Origin of the sequence: Bacteroides salyersiae, assembly GCF_031172035.1 — a bacterium.
In the GTDB taxonomy this organism is placed as follows: Bacteria; Bacteroidota; Bacteroidia; order Bacteroidales; family Bacteroidaceae; genus Bacteroides; species Bacteroides salyersiae.
Genome location: NZ_CP133452.1, coordinates 4937410 through 4954857, shown reverse-complemented (window position 1 = coordinate 4954857; position 17448 = coordinate 4937410). Strand labels below are relative to the sequence as shown.

General features: G+C 42.8%; 14 protein-coding genes and 1 tRNA gene. 3 read left to right on the top strand and 12 right to left on the bottom strand.

The features are described from left to right. The first annotated feature begins 25 nt into the window (after nt 1–25). A complete protein-coding gene (locus RB604_RS19085) occupies nt 26–637 on the top strand; it encodes an OmpH/Skp family outer membrane protein (protein WP_005930170.1) in 612 nt (203 codons plus the stop codon). A gap of 80 nt (nt 638–717) precedes the next feature. On the opposite strand, the gene RB604_RS19080 is transcribed toward RB604_RS19085, so the two are convergent. From RB604_RS19080 to RB604_RS19065, 4 genes are all read right to left on the bottom strand, one after another. Then, entirely contained in the window at nt 718–2856 is a 2139-nt protein-coding gene (locus RB604_RS19080; protein ID WP_007481651.1) for a carbohydrate-binding domain-containing protein, read from the bottom strand. Beyond that, the gene (locus RB604_RS19075) at nt 2853–3341 is read right to left on the bottom strand and encodes a hypothetical protein (RefSeq protein ID WP_007481654.1); all 489 of its coding nucleotides are present in this window, start codon (nt 3339–3341) and stop codon (nt 2853–2855) included. The genes RB604_RS19080 and RB604_RS19075 overlap by 4 nt, the downstream gene beginning before the upstream one ends. 472 nt (nt 3342–3813) lie before the next feature. Beyond that, nucleotides 3814–4149, bottom strand: a complete 336-nt coding sequence (locus tag RB604_RS19070; protein ID WP_005930178.1) for a hypothetical protein — start codon at nt 4147–4149, stop codon at nt 3814–3816. Between the two features lie 4 nt (nt 4150–4153). Then, a complete protein-coding gene (locus RB604_RS19065; RefSeq protein WP_005930181.1) occupies nt 4154–4453 on the bottom strand; it encodes an FtsB family cell division protein in 300 nt (99 codons plus the stop codon). Nucleotides 4454–4601: 148 nt separating this feature from the next. Between RB604_RS19065 and RB604_RS19060 the strand changes: the two genes are divergently transcribed. Next, complete coding sequence (locus RB604_RS19060; RefSeq protein ID WP_007481656.1) at nt 4602–6458, top strand: DNA polymerase III subunit gamma/tau; 1857 nt, start codon at nt 4602–4604, stop codon at nt 6456–6458. Here the strand turns inward: RB604_RS19060 and RB604_RS19055 are convergent. Continuing rightward, complete coding sequence (locus tag RB604_RS19055) at nt 6450–6860, bottom strand: A1S_2505 family phage non-structural protein (RefSeq protein ID WP_007481658.1); 411 nt, start codon at nt 6858–6860, stop codon at nt 6450–6452. The two genes, RB604_RS19060 and RB604_RS19055, sit on opposite strands and share 9 nt — an antisense overlap. A 290-nt stretch (nt 6861–7150) precedes the next feature. Between RB604_RS19055 and RB604_RS19050 the strand changes: the two genes are divergently transcribed. Next, nucleotides 7151–7996 carry a sensor histidine kinase gene (locus RB604_RS19050; protein WP_007481660.1) on the top strand — a complete coding sequence of 282 codons (846 nt, stop codon included), beginning with the start codon at nt 7151–7153 and terminating at the stop codon, nt 7994–7996. A 112-nt stretch (nt 7997–8108) separates the two neighbouring features. On the opposite strand, the gene RB604_RS19045 is transcribed toward RB604_RS19050, so the two are convergent. From RB604_RS19045 to RB604_RS19015, 7 genes are all read right to left on the bottom strand, one after another. Continuing rightward, nucleotides 8109–8184 (bottom strand) — tRNA-His (locus tag RB604_RS19045). 73 nt (nt 8185–8257) lie between these two features. After that, nucleotides 8258–9403, bottom strand: a complete 1146-nt coding sequence (locus tag RB604_RS19040; protein WP_007481662.1) for a CapA family protein — start codon at nt 9401–9403, stop codon at nt 8258–8260. Beyond that, nucleotides 9400–10281, bottom strand: coding sequence for a bifunctional methylenetetrahydrofolate dehydrogenase/methenyltetrahydrofolate cyclohydrolase FolD (folD, locus tag RB604_RS19035; protein ID WP_007481664.1), 882 nt, complete (start codon nt 10279–10281; stop codon nt 9400–9402). Before folD ends, RB604_RS19040 begins: the two co-directional genes overlap by 4 nt. Before the next feature lie 448 nt (nt 10282–10729). Then, entirely contained in the window at nt 10730–12052 is a 1323-nt protein-coding gene (gene ffh, locus RB604_RS19030) for a signal recognition particle protein (RefSeq protein WP_007481666.1), read from the bottom strand. Between the two features lie 50 nt (nt 12053–12102). Continuing rightward, on the bottom strand, nt 12103–13425 hold the full coding sequence (locus RB604_RS19025) for an MATE family efflux transporter (protein ID WP_007481667.1): 1323 nt from the start codon (nt 13423–13425) through the stop codon (nt 12103–12105). 40 nt (nt 13426–13465) lie between these two features. Then, nucleotides 13466–15430, bottom strand: coding sequence for a tetratricopeptide repeat-containing sensor histidine kinase (locus RB604_RS19020; RefSeq protein ID WP_055294190.1), 1965 nt, complete (start codon nt 15428–15430; stop codon nt 13466–13468). Next, nucleotides 15427–17250: an ATP-binding protein gene (locus RB604_RS19015; RefSeq protein ID WP_044094053.1), complete on the bottom strand. Its 1824-nt coding sequence runs from the start codon at nt 17248–17250 to the stop codon at nt 15427–15429. Before RB604_RS19015 ends, RB604_RS19020 begins: the two co-directional genes overlap by 4 nt. Nucleotides 17251–17448: the final 198 nt, after the last annotated feature.

Below are 17448 nucleotides of genomic sequence, written 5' to 3'. Positions count from 1 at the left end.
ATTAAAAACTATATTTTTACAAGTTATGAAGAGAATAAATTGCCTCATTAACGGTTTGGCTGCTCTTGCGCTTATCGTTTTGTTTTCACAATGCGCTGGTAAAGCTGATACAAAAACTACGACATCTGCCGGAGAAGCAACAGCTAATACTGTATCCGGTGATTTAAAGATCGCTTATGTGGAAGTGGATACGCTGCTTTCCAAATACAACTTCTGCATTGATCTGAATGAGGCTATGATGAAGAAAGAAGAGAATATTCGTTTGACACTGAATCAGAAGGCTGCTACTCTTGACAAGGATCAGAAAGAATTCCAGAAGAAATACGAAAACAATGCGTTTATTTCTCCGGAGAGAGCTCAGCAGGAATATAACCGTTTGATGAAGATGCAACAGGATTTGCAGGCATTACAGAATAAATTGACTAATGAGTTGGCTGCCGAAACACAGAAGAACAGTTTGCAGTTGCGTGACTCTATCAATGTTTTTCTGAAAGAGTATAACAAGACGAAAGGTTACAATTTGATTCTTAGTAATACCGGTTTTGATAACTTGCTTTATGCCGATAGTTCATTCAATATCACACAAGAGATTATCGATGGCTTGAATGCAAGATATACTTCTGCTGCTAAGAAATAATTTTAAGATATTTATAGAAAAAGGGGCATAAATGCATCAACTGCATTTATGCCCCTTTTTTTATATTCGCGGATTCGGAATTAATGTCCGAGCCTGCCGCCGCCACTGCTACCAATTGTCGTTACCATTGAGCTGGTGGTGAAAGTGGTTGTTTTCGTTCCGGGAGTGTACACGGCTCCTGTGTAGTAGCCATGGAAATCTTCTCCACCGGAGATGCTGCCTCCTGTATAGATCGTGTAATTGGTATTGGCTTTCAGGTCGGCACTGCTGAATAATAGAGTCATTGTCTGATAAGAACGCGGCAATTTATACGTAAACACATTCGTACCGTTTGCATCTTGTATGTTGATCAGATTGCCGGATGTTGCTGATGATGCACTATATAACACGGAACGTTGACTACAAGCCGATGAAGTAGGAGTGCTACTCGAGCCACCCGTACCTATTAGCACTCCTCCTGTGATAGAGAATGTATTCCTGTCACAATCGAATCCCTCTTCCGGACTGTTTGTGCCGGATGCGATCACAATACCACCGGTTACGGTCAGAGTGCCATTAGAGTCGATACCGTCATTGCCGGATGAATAACAATAGATATATCCGCCGTTTATCACTACTTGATTGGCTGCATTAATAGCGTCGTCATAAGTTTCTATGTCGTAAATTCCACCATTAATGGTTAGGACATCTTTACTTTCCATGCCTTCTCCTCCGTCTTGTGTACAGCGGATTGTAAATGTGCCCGAATGGGATGTAAGGTCTCCGATACATTTTATTGCTTTCGGGTTGGCATAATCTGCGTTTTCTCCATGTCCGGAAACCAGGAATTTAGCTCCGGTTGTAGTGGCGTCAACAACGGGGCCTTCGGCATTTACTGCACCGAAAACAATTTCACCGTCGGCCGAAATTCCCTTACCTGCACTACCTGTACTCTTCATTGTAACTGTGCCGTTTGTGATATGTATGTTACCGTTGCTTTTCATACAAGTGGCCGAATAAGAATCGAGTATACTGTTGGTATTCGTATACGTTCCTCCGTTACCGGAGGTTGTGATTTGGACATCGCCGCCTGAAATAACCAGGTCACCGTCTGTCGATATTCCTTTTCCTGCTGTTCCGGTACTTGTGATAATGATGTTGCCTCCTGCTATATAAACCGTTTGGTCACATTTGATACCTGTGCAATAGGAAGGATCGTTATCAACAACTGCTACCGAACCGGTAGTCTGGATATGTATTGTTCCGTCATTAATCCGGAGATCGTTTTTGGTTTTGATCCCTTTGGATTGGTTACCGGATACCGACATATGAATTTCACCTCCGTTCATGGTGAAAGTGCCGTCGCATTTAATGCCTTTTACATCGTCGGAAGTAGAAGTTATTTGAACTTTTCCTCCGTTGATTTCAATGTATCCTTCGTCTCCGTCGAGTCCGTCACTATCGGAGGTTACTGTTACCGAACCTCCGTCGATACGGATGTAATCGTTGGCATGAATCCCATCGGAAGCGGCTCCGGTAATTGTTATGTTTCCGGAATTTACTAATAAATAATCATCACTGCAAATGCCATGCTTTTTATTACCCTGTACATATAGAGCACCTTCTCCATTGAAAATCAGTTGACCCTCACTGAAGAAGCATCCTTTCATGTCTTCTGAACCGGAGTCGGCATACTTCTTTCCGTCTGTTAATGTGTTTATCGTACCTTCCGTCAAATTGACTGTGACCTTTTTACCCGATTGGATATTGATGGCCGGGCCGTCTGCATTCGTTATATTTACTCCGTTCAGTGTCAATATAAATTTTTTATCGCTATAAATCTTAAACATTCCATTGGAAATAGTTCCGGTAAGTATGTATTCTACTTCCTCGGAGATGGTGGATGTTATGATAACATTTCCGTCATCTACGGAAATTGAAACACCTTCGAAAGCCAATGGATTAACAATCTCTATTCCGGTATCGGAATAGAGGATTTTTATTTGCAGAGAATTGTCTCCGAAACTCAGACTATCTATTTCGGTCATGGAATACGTAGGGGCATCTTGATCGTGCAAGTGTAAAAGTACGGCTTCATTTACAAATGTCATACTGTCGAGAACTGACAGGAGAACTCCTTGGGTTATTTTGTCTGAGCGATGTACAAACATCTTTTCTTGCGCCAGTATACTTTGTATACACAACGCACAAATTCCTGATAATAAAATAATCCGTTTCATGGTCGTCTGAATTTGAATACATGGTGGTCTATTTTCAGCAGATAAATTCCGGGAATCAAACGGTCTGTATCCAAATAGCCGGTTTCGCTGACTTGATCTTGAAAAATTTTCATTCCATCCAGCCCGTAAACAACTGCGGTAGTACCTTTTGCTATGTTTCTGATCTGTACATTTTTTGTGGATGGATCTACAAAGATGTAAACATTCTGTTCTCCGGTAAGAGAATTACTGATGCCTGTGGTTTCGTTACTGAAAGTAATTGTCCGTACTTCTGAATAGTGAAAGGAGCTTTCCTCTCCGCTCAGCCGGTTCAGCCATAGTGAGCCATTCTGAAAAGCCAGTTTCCTGATCTCGGATAGACGGAAAGTCTGTTCCGTGCCATCATTCAGATTGATGATTAAATTCTCTTGTGCTTGTATATGATATACATTTATCATAAATAGCCATCCGAGAATGATTGATGGTAATACTCTGATTCGATTCATATTTTTTAGCGTATTAAGAACTTGTCTAAATTTTCCTCTAAAAGTTTTATCAGTTTTTGAGTTTATTTTCGGCCTGTTTTCTTGTTTTCACTCGTCAGATAGCCCGTTATCCTCCTCTGAAAACAGAAAAATATCCTTAAATAATGATTCTTAAAAGAATGCTGAGCAAAATTTAAACCGGCTCTAAGTTTTAATCGAAATTGAGTATTTTTATATTAAATAACAATTAAAATCAATCAACAGGTCTTTTTTATCTGCCAATACTGAGATTTTGAGGTGTTTACAGAAATACCTGATATTTATGATTAGAGGATTTCCTTGTGGTAGTAATGAGATCTTGGAAAGAGGGGAAACCGGGGTAAATTTTTATATCGAACATAGAAGGGTCTGTTTGAATTTTCCTCTCAAAATAATACTGAGTAAAATTTAAGCAGGCTCCCAGGTAAATAAAAAAATGACGAGAAAACTTTTATTATAGCTTGGCTTCTTCTTGTGGAATGCGAAAAGCCGTGTAAAGTTCCAGAATGGCAGCGATGGTAAGACAGGCGATCCATTCATTTCCCCGGGTAGAGAACATGAAAGCTCCGGTCAGCACTAATGCGACGGCGCCGAATATTTGCTGGATGCGCAAGCGTTTCAATGTTTTGCTTTTCCCCTTTACCGGAGTATTGATTTGGGCAAGAGCTACAAAGCCAGCTCCGATGGTATATATATAAGGTGCATAAATCCATCCGGTGATGAATACTGCTGCTCCTACAAGAGCCATAAGAGCGCCTACGGCAAAAAGTGCGGGTACGAGTTGTTTCATTTATTTATTTATTTTCAAATACGTAAATATCTTCATTGGGTTTCTTCATCAGATACTTTTCACGTGCTATTTGCTCGATGGCGTCAGGATTACTGCTTAGCTCGTTGAGTTTCTTTGTGTTTTCTTCGTAGTCGGCACGGTATTTTTCGATTTCGCTTTGCAACCGACTGATTTCACGTGTATATCCGATACGCCGGATGGCACTGTTTTCGTCCAGAAAACCGATGATGGCTGCAAAAGCCAACACAGTGATGAGGTATTTGTGTTTACCGATAAACTCCCAGATTGTTAGTAAATTGCTCATAATTTCTCCTTTAATTCCGTATGCAAAGATAAAACTTATAACTTAAAACTTGCCACTTCCCGGCTAAAACTTCTCACTCATCACTTATTACTTATTACTTTTTTTGCGTACATTTGCAGAAACTCAAAAAACAGAGAGATCCCGACGTATGGAAAACTATATTGTATCTGCCCGTAAATATCGTCCGTCTACCTTTGAGTCGGTGGTGGGCCAACGGGCATTGACTACGACACTGAAGAATGCCATTGCCACGCAAAAACTGGCGCATGCCTATCTGTTTTGCGGGCCTCGTGGAGTAGGAAAAACCACGTGTGCACGTATCTTTGCCAAGACTATCAACTGTATGACTCCTACTGAGGATGGAGAGGCTTGTAATGCATGTGAGTCTTGTGTGGCTTTCAATGAACAGCGTTCCTATAACATTCATGAATTGGATGCCGCGTCCAATAATTCGGTAGATGATATCCGCCAATTGGTAGAGCAAGTGCGGATTCCGCCACAGATCGGTAAGTATAAGGTATATATTATTGATGAGGTACATATGTTGTCGGCCTCTGCTTTCAATGCTTTTTTGAAAACATTGGAGGAACCTCCCCGTCATGCTATCTTTATTTTGGCGACGACGGAGAAGCATAAGATTCTTCCTACTATTTTGTCGCGTTGCCAGATTTATGATTTTAACCGTATCAGTGTGGAAGACACGGTGCAGCATCTGGCTTATGTGGCTTCTAAAGAGAATATCACAGCAGAACCCGAAGCGCTGAATGTCATTGCGTTGAAGGCGGATGGCGGTATGCGTGATGCACTTTCCATCTTCGATCAAGTGGTAAGCTTTACCGGTGGACACATTACGTATAAGAGTGTGATTGAGAATCTCAATGTGCTGGATTATGAATATTATTTCCGGTTGACGGACTGCTTTCTTGAGAATAAGGTGAGTGACGCCCTGTTGTTGTTCAATGATGTGCTGAACAAAGGTTTTGACGGTAGTCATTTCATTACGGGACTTTCTTCTCATTTCCGTGATTTGCTTGTCAGTAAAGATGCTGCTACTTTGGCATTGCTTGAAGTAGGAGCCAGCATCCGGCAGCGTTATCAGGAACAGGCACAGAAGTGCCCGTTGCCTTTTCTGTATCGGGCTATGAAGCTCTGTAATGATTGTGATATGAATTACCGTGCCAGCAAAAATAAGCGTTTGCTGGTGGAACTGGCCTTGATACAGGTTGCCCAGCTTACCACCGAGGGGGATGACGTGGGTGATGGGCGCCGCCCTAAGCAAGCTATAAAACCCATATTTACGCAATCTGTTGCTGCTCAGCAGTCACAGACTGTTCCTGCTACATCGCAAACTCAACCGGTTTCTGCTGTCGTTACTCCGGTTCAGCAACAACAGCAGCAACTGCAACAACCGGCGTCTGTCCAATCTGTTCCTGTGGCTGGGACTTCTCCGGTTATTCCATCATCAGCAGATATACCTGCTTCCGGATTGAAGGTGCCGGTGAAGGAAGAGAAGAAAATTCCGGTAATGAATAAGGCCGGTTTGGGGGTTTCTATTAAGCATCCTCAGAAAGAAGCTGTTTCGCAGAGGACGACTACGCCTCAAGCATCGTCTCAGGTTCAGTCTCAGCCCGAAGAAGATTATATCTTCAATGAAAAAGATTTGAATTACTATTGGCAGGAGTATGCCGGCCAGCTTCCTATCGAGCATAAAGCGCTTGCGATGCGTATGCAGAATATTCGTCTGACGCTACTTAATGATGATATAACTTTTGAGGTAGTAGTGGATAATGAGATTGTGGCAAAGGACTTTACTTCTATGATTCCTAATGTACAAAACTATCTTCGCAGTCGTTTGAAGAACAGGAAGGTGAAGATGACGGTCCGTGTCAGTGCACCTGCCGAGAACGTACGTGCCTTCAGCAGGGTAGAGAAATTCCAGATGATGGCAAAGAAAAACGAGGCATTGTTACAGTTGAAAGACGAGTTCGGGTTAGAGTTATATTAAATCTTGCACTTCTTCTTTCTGTAATATCTCCCAGAATCTTTGTGGCAACCAGATATTGGGTATGTTTATTGCGTTTTTGAACAATGGTGCAATATCGGCAGGACGGAATCCTGCTATTCCACATCCTATCTCAGTGACGAGGAATGTTCTTTCCGGATCGTTTTGAGCAAATTTTATGAATTGGTCTATGTAGGGGCGAATCGTTCCGATGCCACCTTGCATGGTAGGGATGGCATACGTCTGTCCTTGAAGACCTGTGCCTTGCCCCCAGACGGCTCCCCATTGGTTCATAGCCAGACGGGCGGCACCTCCACCATGATAGCCTTGCAGGTTGCTGCCGAATACGAATATCTCATTAGGCTTTAATTCTGTGATGTGATTGGGGGTGATGCGTGTATTCATGATTCAATAATTCTTAGTTGCCCGTAAAGATAGTGATTCTTTTATTAATTTTGTGAATGCATTCCGGTCGTTCGTTCAATTTATTTCTGTTATAGAGAGAATTGGCGGACTTTTGTGATATGTTTCACTAAAATAAAAGATTTATGGAAAAGCAGAAAATGCAATTTAAAACTCGGAATGTAGGATTTATTGTTCCTATTGGTCTTTATCTTCTTTTTGCCGGAATGCTTTCCTGGAGATCTGTCGTGAGTGCCAGATCTTTTCCTATAGGCGTCATGGCTACTTGAGGGATGGCTATTCCTGTCCTCACTATTCTTTCGTTGTTTTGTTCTTATCTCTTTTCTCATTTGTATACTAAAAATAAGAAATGGGGATGTTGGGGATTCATTCTTTATATTGGAGCCATTATTCTTTATACCTATCTGCTAAGTAAGAATTGGGGATTGGTATTCTGGAGTTCTAATTTGCGTTCGCTTGCTTTAGGGGTTTTATTGTATATGTCTTATGATTGGTTTCGTAAAGTACGGAGACAAAAAGAATTAGAAAAACAGAATCTTCAAAGTGAACTTAAACTTCTAAAGAATCAGTTAAATCCGCACTTTTTATTTAATGCCTTAAATAATATCGATAGCTTGATACGTTCAGATCCTGAGAAAGCTTCCAAATCTTTGGTACAGATGTCTGATATGATGCGTTATATGATTTATGAGACGAATGTTCCCGAAGTATATTTCAGGCAAGAACTGGATTATATTAAAAACTACCTTGCTTTGCAACGATTGCAATATGATAATCCGGAATTAGTATCTTATGTATTGGAGGGTGAAGCCGGTGATATATGTATCGCTCCTATGTTGTTTATTCCTTTTATAGAAAATGCATTCAAGCATTGTACGGACAAGAAGGCAAAAGAGGCTATTTGTTTTCACTTTCAAATTCAAAGTTCGGAGATACTGTTTACGGCATCGAATCTTTATGATCCGTTGAAACGTATGAATAAAGATTCTTCTACCGGCATCGGACTCAGTACAGTAAAACGGCGGTTGGATTTTTTATATGCCGGCAGATATAATTTGAGGATTAATGAAGAAAATGGTTATTTTGGTGTATCATTAATATGCTGTGCAGGGATTTGAATATGATGTGTCCGACTATTTGGGGTCTCCTTGATCCCCAATGTGGCACTTGAAAACGAACCTCTTTAAACGAAGAAATCCTCAATAATCATGATTATCAAGGATTCTCTTTGGGTGGAAGACCGGACTCGAACCGGCGACATTCAGAACCACAATCTGACGCTCTAACCAACTGAACTACATCCACCATGTTTGCGTTTCTCTAACGCGGTGCAAAGATAGATATAATCTTTTAATCTGCAAATATTAGAAGGACTTTTTTTAATAAAAAATGTACTCTTTTATTCCCTTATTATGTTTGTTGAATAGGGAGCGGGTATCCTTAGTAAAGATTTTCAAGTGGTTACGTTCTATAACGGATAGTGAGTCTGTCGGATAATTGATCGGATATAATATGTAATTCTTCTTTCGCGATAATACCGGCCGAGAAGTCCATACTAAACCGTATTCGCAATTGGTGACGCGGGTAATGCTGTCCTTTTCAAGTTCTAATTTAAACAAAATTCCTCCGTCTGTCCGGCGGGCAGACATATTGGAAATGAAATTTCCTAAAGAATAGACTACCGCATGTTGGCTACCTACCGTGCTGTCCGTGCGAAGTTCCATTGGCTGTACTACATGGGGATGAGAACCGATGATATGAGTTACACCTTGCTGCAATAACCAGTCTGCGAGAGAGGTCTGTTCCCGGTTAGGGAGCGATTGGTATTCTTCACCCCAATGTATACAGGCAATGAGAACATCGGGTTGGAGTGCTTTCGCTTTCCGGATGTCCAGTGCCATCGTTTCTTTGTCAATGTAATTCACAATGTTGGGAGAAGTTGCTTTGAGACCGTTTGTACCATACGTATAGTTGAGAAGTACGATGCGGAAACCGTTCTTTTCTATCATGAGCGGATATCGCTGTTCGCGTGTTTCAGCATTGGTGTATGTACCTGCATATGGGATGCGGAGGGAGTCGAGCATGAGAATGGTTCGTTCCAGACCTTTTTTACCCCGATCCAGGCAATGGTTGTTGGCTGTTATCAATACGTTGAAACCCGCTTCACGGATGGCGGAAAGATATTCGTCCGGTGCACTGAAAGCAGGATAGCCACGATATGGTTTTCCGCCGAGGGTTACTTCCAGATTGGCGACGGCAATATCCGCCCGGCTGATTTCTTCTTTGACGAATTTGAAACAATCGGAGTAATCGTATCCGGCAGGAGTACGGGCGGCATTGATTTGTCCTTGGTGTTGCATCAGGTCACCGGCAAAAAGGAGTGTGATGCGGTGGGGAAGAAGGCTGTCATTCGCATTGGATATGATCGTATCTGAAACAACCTTGACTGTATCTCCCTTTTCCTGCGACACAGATGTGCAGGAAAAGGAGAGAAGTAAGAGAATTATGAATGAGAAATATCTCATTTATAAATGGCTTTTTTACCGGCCAACAGCGTGTTCTTCATCAACGAAACAATGGTCATAGGGCCTACACCTCCCGGCACGGGGGTGATGTATGAACACTTGGGAGCAACCTCATCAAACTTTACGTCGCCCGTCAGTTTGAAACCGGATTTTTTGCTGGCATCGGGTACGCGGGTGGTACCTACATCGATAATAACCGCACCTTCTTTCATCATATCGGCTTTCACGAAATTAGGCTGTCCTAAGGCGGCGATAATGATATCGGCTTCCTGACATTCTTTTACCAGGTCACGTGAGCGGCTATGGCAAACGGTGACTGTTGCGTCTCCCGGGTAGGCTTTCTGCATCATGAGGGCAGCCATCGGTTTACCGACAATGTTACTGCGTCCCAATACTACGCACTTTTTACCCGATGTTTCGATTTTATAACGCTTCAGCAGTTCGAGTATGCCGTTCGGAGTGGCAGATACGTAACAGGGCAGTCCGATAGACATGCGTCCTACGTTAATGGGATGGAAACCGTCTACGTCTTTGCGATAGTCGATGGTTTCGATTACTTTCTGTTCGGAGATGTGCTTGGGCAACGGGAGCTGTACGATGAAGCCGTCCACGTCGGTATCTTCGTTAAGTTCGCGTACTTTGGCCAGCAGTTCGTCTTCGGTCACATCGCTTTCATAACGGATAAGGGACGATTTGAAACCGCATACTTCACAGGCTTTTACTTTTGCAGCTACATATGTTTCGCTACCTCCGTCGTGTCCTACAAGGATAGCGGCCAAGTGGGGACGTTTACCTCCATTAGCCACAATTTCTGCCACTTCATCGGCAATTTCTTGCTTTACTTGTTCGGAAATGGCTTTTCCATCTATAAGGGTCATGTTCAATAGTATTTTGGTGATGGGCAAAAGTAGAATAATTTGCCGAACTCTCCAAGTCAAAGGAAAAGAAAGAAAGGAGCTTGTTTTTGTCAAGAGCTGATTTACGTATTCTTAACAAAATAGCCGGCGCTTCGCAAGAAAATGTGTGCCGCATTGTAATCCGGTTACATTTGTATCGCAACTAATAATGAAATGCATCGTGACATTACTTGTTACACATCGTGACATTACTTGTTATGTACCGTGACATGCCTTGTTATTTTGTATAAGTATTGTTCGGAAGTGCCGTAAGCACCCATCCCGGAGTCTTTGGCAAGTGATTTAAAAAAGAAAAGGAGAAAGCCGAAGCTCTCTCCTTTTATAGGTGTTTTAACTGAATATACTTTATGATTACGTCTGTAAAGATACGAAATCAGAATACAATAATCAAGCTTTTAGCCGGAAATTATCAGCGTTTCATTTTAGGCATCATCTTACCCATCTTGCTGCCTGTTACCATCTTCATCATCTTACGGGTCTGGTCGAATTGTTTCAGCAGGCGATTTACTTCCTGAATAGTCGTTCCGCTACCTTTGGCAATACGTGTGCGGCGTGAGCCATTAAGTATTTCGGGGTTGGAACGTTCTTCCGGCGTCATGGAGTAGATGATGGCTTCAATGCTTTTGAATGCGTTATCGTCGATATCGATGTCTTTGATGGCTTTGCCTACACCCGGAATCATGGATGCGAGTTCCTTAAGGTTACCCATCTTCTTGATCTGTGCAATCTGGCTGAGGAAGTCGTTGAAGTCAAACTGATTCTTGGCAATCTTTTTCTGTAAACGTTTGGCTTCTTCTTCATCGTATTGTTCCTGGGCGCGTTCTACCAGCGAAACGATGTCACCCATACCGAGGATACGGTCTGCCATACGTGCCGGATGGAACTGGTCGATAGCATCTAACTTTTCACCTGTTCCTACGAATTTGATAGGTTTATTTACAACCGAACGGATAGAAAGGGCTGCACCGCCACGGGTATCACCGTCGAGTTTAGTCAGCACTACACCGTTGAAGTCGAGACGGTCGTTGAACTCTTTGGCTGTATTTACAGCATCCTGTCCGGTCATGGAGTCGACTACAAAGAGAATTTCATTCGGCTGGATGGCTTCTTTGATCGCTGCAATCTCCTTCATCATTTCTTCGTCTACGGCCAGACGTCCGGCTGTATCGACGATGACAAGATCATAACCTTTGGCCCTGGCCTCTTTGATAGCGTTCTGGGCAATCTCCACAGGATTCTTGCTATCCGGTTCGGAATACATCGGAACATCGATCTGTTCGGCCAGTACGCGGAGCTGTTCGATGGCAGCGGGACGATATACGTCACAGGCTACGAGTAATGGTTTACGGTTTTTCTTTGTTTTAAGCATCCGGGCCAGTTTCCCGGAGAAAGTAGTTTTACCCGAACCCTGCAGACCGGACATCAGGATAATGGCAGGCTGGCCTTTGGTGTCGATTTCAACGGTTTCTCCACCCATCAATTGGGTCAGTTCGTCGTGAACGATTTTCACCATCAACTGACTCGGTTTTACGGCGGTAAGAACGTTCTGTCCTAATGCCTTTTCTTTTACCGTGTCAGTAAAGGTTTTTGCCACTTTATAGTTAACGTCGGCGTCCAACAAGGCTTTGCGTACGTCTTTCAGTGTTTCTGCTACATTGATTTCGGTGATCTTACCTTCACCTTTCAAAATCTTAAACGACCTCTCCAGTCTCTCGCTTAAATTATCGAACATGGTTATATTAATTACGAATTAGGGTGCAAATGTACTAAAATCTCTTGTATTTATATCTTTTTATTCTGCCATTTTGCTTTTTTGAGATAAATATAGCTTGTTATGAACAATAATGTATAATACACTATCTCAATGGTAAAACACCATTCGATAGGCGCTTTCAGCCACATTCCGATAAAGATTATATACGAACCGTAGATGAGGATCGTAATGGTTTCCAGCAGGAGGGCGGCTTGTGTATTGCCTGTTCCCGATATTCCGTTGAATACGACATTGGCAACCGAAGCGATCAGCATGGCACAGCAGATGACGTACACTGAAGGGACAGACTCCGTTATCAGTGCGGCTTCGTTGGTATAGATCGAAAGCATCGCCTGCGGAAATATTGCGGTGACAATGACCAGTGCCAGCATAATGAAGAATGAAAAACGGGCTATCTTATTGATGAGCGGCATGACGTGTTGTATGCCGCCTGCACCGATTGCATTACTTACCAGACTGTTGGTTGTCGTGGCCAGTGCATTGACCGGAATCAGCATCACGATATAGATGCTACGTACGATATTGGCAATGGCAAGTTCGCGTTGTCCTAACCTCTCTACGGCAATGAAGAATACGAACCACGTAGCCATTGACAGGAAGTACTGTAACATGGTGAAGCATGAGATGCTGAGTATGCGCATCAGCAACTGGGGATCGAAGGAACGGAACCGGTTCAAGCCGTATTTTTTCAGATCGACAGTAATGTACGTGTAAATAAGGAAAAACAGGATGGAACTGGCTTCGGCTATCACAGAAGCGATAGCGGCTCCCTTGATGCCCATTTCCGGAAATCCGAAGTGTCCGAATATCATGGCGTAATCCAGGATCACGTTGACAATGGCCATGACAATGGCATTAATCGTTAGCACTTTGGTACGGGTAATGCCGATGTATAATGCGCGGAACATTACATTGACAAATGAGAAGAAGAAACCGTAGGTGCGCCAGTCCAGAAACTCCATCGTGGCATCGAATATCGATTCGGAGGATACCAGCATGCGCATGATGTTGCTTCCGAAAGCTTTGGTGAAGCCAAACAGTAACAGGGCCATGACCAACAGGAACATAACGCCCTGCATCATTACGGGACCCACGTCCGCATAGCGTCCTTCTCCATTGCGGCGGGCAATGACGATTTGTGAACCGGTACTAAATCCGAAAGCGATCGTAAAGACGCATATATAGAAAAGCCCGCCCATTGCAGAGCCTCCGAGGGCTACTTCTCCGACTCTTCCGAGAAAGGCCGTATCAGTGACATTAATGACATTTTGTGCTAATAAACTGAGGAGTATCGGGTAGCTGACACTCCAAATCTGTTTGTTGGTATACATAAATCGGCGTTTAGGTTTGCAATTTGCAAAGATAGCTCTTTTATTCGGATATGATATCGAGAGGATAAGTAAAATTAATGACAGGTCGTTCCTGTTCATCGGCCGTTATGTTGTAGCTGCCTCCGAAATGCTGCAACAAAAGGCGATTGATATCATGACGTATGCTTACTTCCTGGGAATTGAATTCCGGATCGGCCAGTGGGCTGTTGCTGATGCGGAAACATATCTGTTTGCCGGAATCGTCACGAGTCAGAGTGAAAGTGATTTCTCTGTGTGTCGTGTTTTTCTGCGGATAAGTCAGAGTGCTGACCAATGCTTGAATGAGCCTTCCGGTATCGGTTGTGATGGGTTGCGTCTCGATATGGGTATCGAAATATATTTCTATGGTTTCTTCATTGCGCATGCGGGCCATATAGATAGCGTCATTACAGAGTGCCACAGCATCATATTCCTGTATTTGGAACTTCATCATGTTGGCTTCCAGACGCGACAAGTCCAGTACGTCATTAACCAGTTGCATCAATTCTTCGGTATTTTTCTGGATGATGGCAGAGAATTCTTTTCTTGTGTCCTCGTCCATATTCGGTTCTGATGCTATCAGTTGGGAAAATCCTACGACTCCGTTCAGTGGAATGCGAATATTATAGCTCATGTTGGCAAGGAAATGATTCTTAGTCTCATTGGCTTTTTCGGCTATCCGGGTAGCTTTGCGAGTTTCGCTTTCTGCTATTTTCAGGGCTTTACGTACCCGGAAGATGCGTAACATGAAAAATACCAATACGATTAATGTCGTGCCGATAACGATAAGTACAATAAGTTGTATTTTGTTTTTCAATTGTTCCTCTTCGAGGGCTATTTTATTGATGTGATAGTTGCTTTGTATCAGTTTCATTTGTTTGTCGGAAAGCTCGGTGACCAGTGAGTCTTTCATTTGCAGTACCTTTTCATAGATGGGCAGCGCTTCCTGGCTGCGGCCGGCTTCCACGAGTATGTCCGCTTTGGCAGACAATTGGTTGACGTAGTCGGAACTGAACGCTTCCTGTAATAAGACGATTGTGGAATCCAACTGGCTAAGGGCCTTGTCATACTCTTTACAGCGCCGGTAGTACAAAGCGTATGCATCGTAATAGAGCACGCGATACATAAAATAGGTATGTGGTGTGAGATACTTGGCTCCTTTTTGTAAATGTTCAAAAGCAGGGTGAGGCTGATTCATCTCTAAATAATAATAAGCATAATAGAGTTCATTGAAGATCAACGGATCCTGAAAAGCCTCTTCCATGGTGGGATTCTTTCTTATGTAGTCTTCAAGGATACTTTTCTGTTCATCGAGATATTTCTTCAGGTTTTCAAAGTCATCTTTGGCTTTACTGAGTGAAACGAGTTGGCAAAGTACGGAGTTGTGTACAATTACGTTATCCAGTTTGGGGAGTAGCATATGGGCCTCTTCCAATGCTTTTTTCCCTTCTTCCCAACGTCCGGTACCCATGTAAGCATTTGCCAGACATTGTTTGGCACCGATTAATCCGCGCACATTGTTGGCTTCCTGTGCCTTTTGGTACATCTCGAGTGATTTATTGATGGCAAATTCGATCTGCTCTCTATAAGAATAAAGATCTATCTGGCATCTTTGTGCGTCGAAATAATAATCCCACAGATTGCCTTCGCGGACAAAAGGCTCCATCTTTTCGATCTTTTGTATTACGCTGTCCAGTTCGTTCTGGTTGTAGTAATAGATAATCTGGAAATAAAGGGCGGTTCCGGCATATTTGGGATTATTCTGTGCGATAGCTTCTTGCAACAGCATATCCGAGTAGCGGATACAGTTGGGATTGGTTTGCTCCATCCGCGTGATATCCTGTATCATTTGCAGGCGTGCAGAGTCGTGCGGCATGCTTGTCAGCAGTCTTTCCAGACTGTCTCTTTTGGCCGAGGATGGAGTAGCCGTAGGCATACCTGTTAAAAAATGGCAACTCAGAATAAGGGTAAATATCAATTGTTTCATTGGGTATTCTCCTTTCTGTTGACTACCGGGATTATGGGGTGGGTGAACATAAAACGGGCCCCCTCGGTATATTCATGATCTATCCATATCCGGCCACCGACTTGTTCGATGATAAGTTGGCAGATGGAAAGTCCCAATCCTGTGCCCTGTGCACCTTCATTTAATTTTTCAAAGCGGTTGAATATCTGCTTTTGTTTTTCCAACGGGATACCGCAGCCGGTGTCGGTGACGGAAAAGAGCGCGACCGTATCCGATTCTTTCTCGACCTCGAGAGTGATAACACCCTCTGTCGTGAATTTGGTGGCGTTGATAAGTAAATTGATGAGCAGTTGCTGCAAACGGGAGTCGTCTGTTACAAGAGGAAGTGACTCTAATGTGGTAACAAAACGTACTTCGGCTTGTGTCTGTTTCACTTTCTCTACAGTTTCTACCACGTTACGGCAGATGACCACTGCATCGCTTTCTTTCAGATTGAATGTCAGTTTTCCTACATCTACACTTGAAAGGTCGATAACGTCATTGATAAGTTTAAGGAGAAGTTCTGAGTTTTGTTGTATAATCTCGTTGCATTGCTGGCGTGTGTCATTGTCGATGGAGTCATCCGTGAGAATGGCGGAGAAACCCGAAAGAGCGTTCAGGGGAGTGCGTATTTCATGGCTCATGTTCGATAGAAAGAGACTTTTGGTTCTTGTTGAGTTCTCTGCATATTGCTGGGCTTTTTCCAATTTCTCTTTTGACAGGAATAGTCGTTTGTTCCCTTTTTTAATAAGGAAAATGAGGAGGAGGATGAGGCCTAACATGGAGAGTACTGCAAGAATTCCCCATAAGATTGTTCTGTTACGTTCTTGCTGGTTTTTAATTTCCAGTTGGTCTATTTGGTAAATGGTACGTAATTCATTAATTTGGCGGACATAGCTGAGGTTGTCCAATGAGTCTTGTAATGCACTTGTCCTCTGATAGATAAAACAAGCTTTGTCGGTTTGCCCTTGTTTCGCCAGAAGCCGTGCGCATTGGATATTCAGTTGTACGTGTTGATACGGGGCATAAGACGGACGGAGTTCGCTGATGATTTTACCGTATTGCTCCAATGCCCGGTCATATTGTTCTGTCAGTTCGTAATAGCTGGCATGCATGTAATCCAGCATAAAGTTCATATGAAAGAAATTGTTTTCTGCATTTGCACGTGTTGCTTCGGTGAGGTATGCTTGGGCTTTGTCGGGCTGATGGGTCATTATCAGATAATATGCACGGCATATGGAGGTATAAAACAGATTGGATGATGTTGGAAACTTGTCGAACAGGCTTTCGAGTTGCTTTAGATATGCATGGGCTTCGTCGATTTTTTCTATTTTAAGCAGACTTAAGATAAGATTAGGCAGGATATGTATTTTTATCAAATCCTCATCATCTGATTTATCCAATATCCGTATGGCTTCTTCGTATGAGTCGATGGCTTGTTGCTGTATGTTGGATGCCAGGTAAACATCGCCTATGGCGCGGAGTGAAAGAGCTATCCCTTTGTCATATTCCATCTCTTTGGCCTTTTGATACATGATGTGGGCTTTATCTACAGCTACGGTAATATCGCCACGATTCGCATATGCCCTTGCTACCAGTTGCTTCAGATAAAAAAGAAGATCATATCGTTTGTCGGCTTCCAATTTCGGTTCGAGTTCTTTTTCCAATAAAATAATACTGTCGGAAGACATTTCCCTATCATAAGGCAGGTTATGATCGATAAGAATCTGTAACTTTTCCAGGTGTTTGGAAGTGTTATCAACAGGATATGCCGGCAGGGAACATAGAAGTCCGGCCAGCATTCTTAATATATAGTAATAGATATGACTTCTCACTACCTGGTATACTGTTTGTGATGTATTGCTGCAAAAATAAATAAAAAGAGCGAAGATTTTATAAATCTCCGCTCTTTTTATTTATTTATTTTCTATTGACGGTATTCCGTACTCCGGTGTTTTTATGATTGGGATATCCGGGGGTATGTTTTTTCCGGTGTTTAT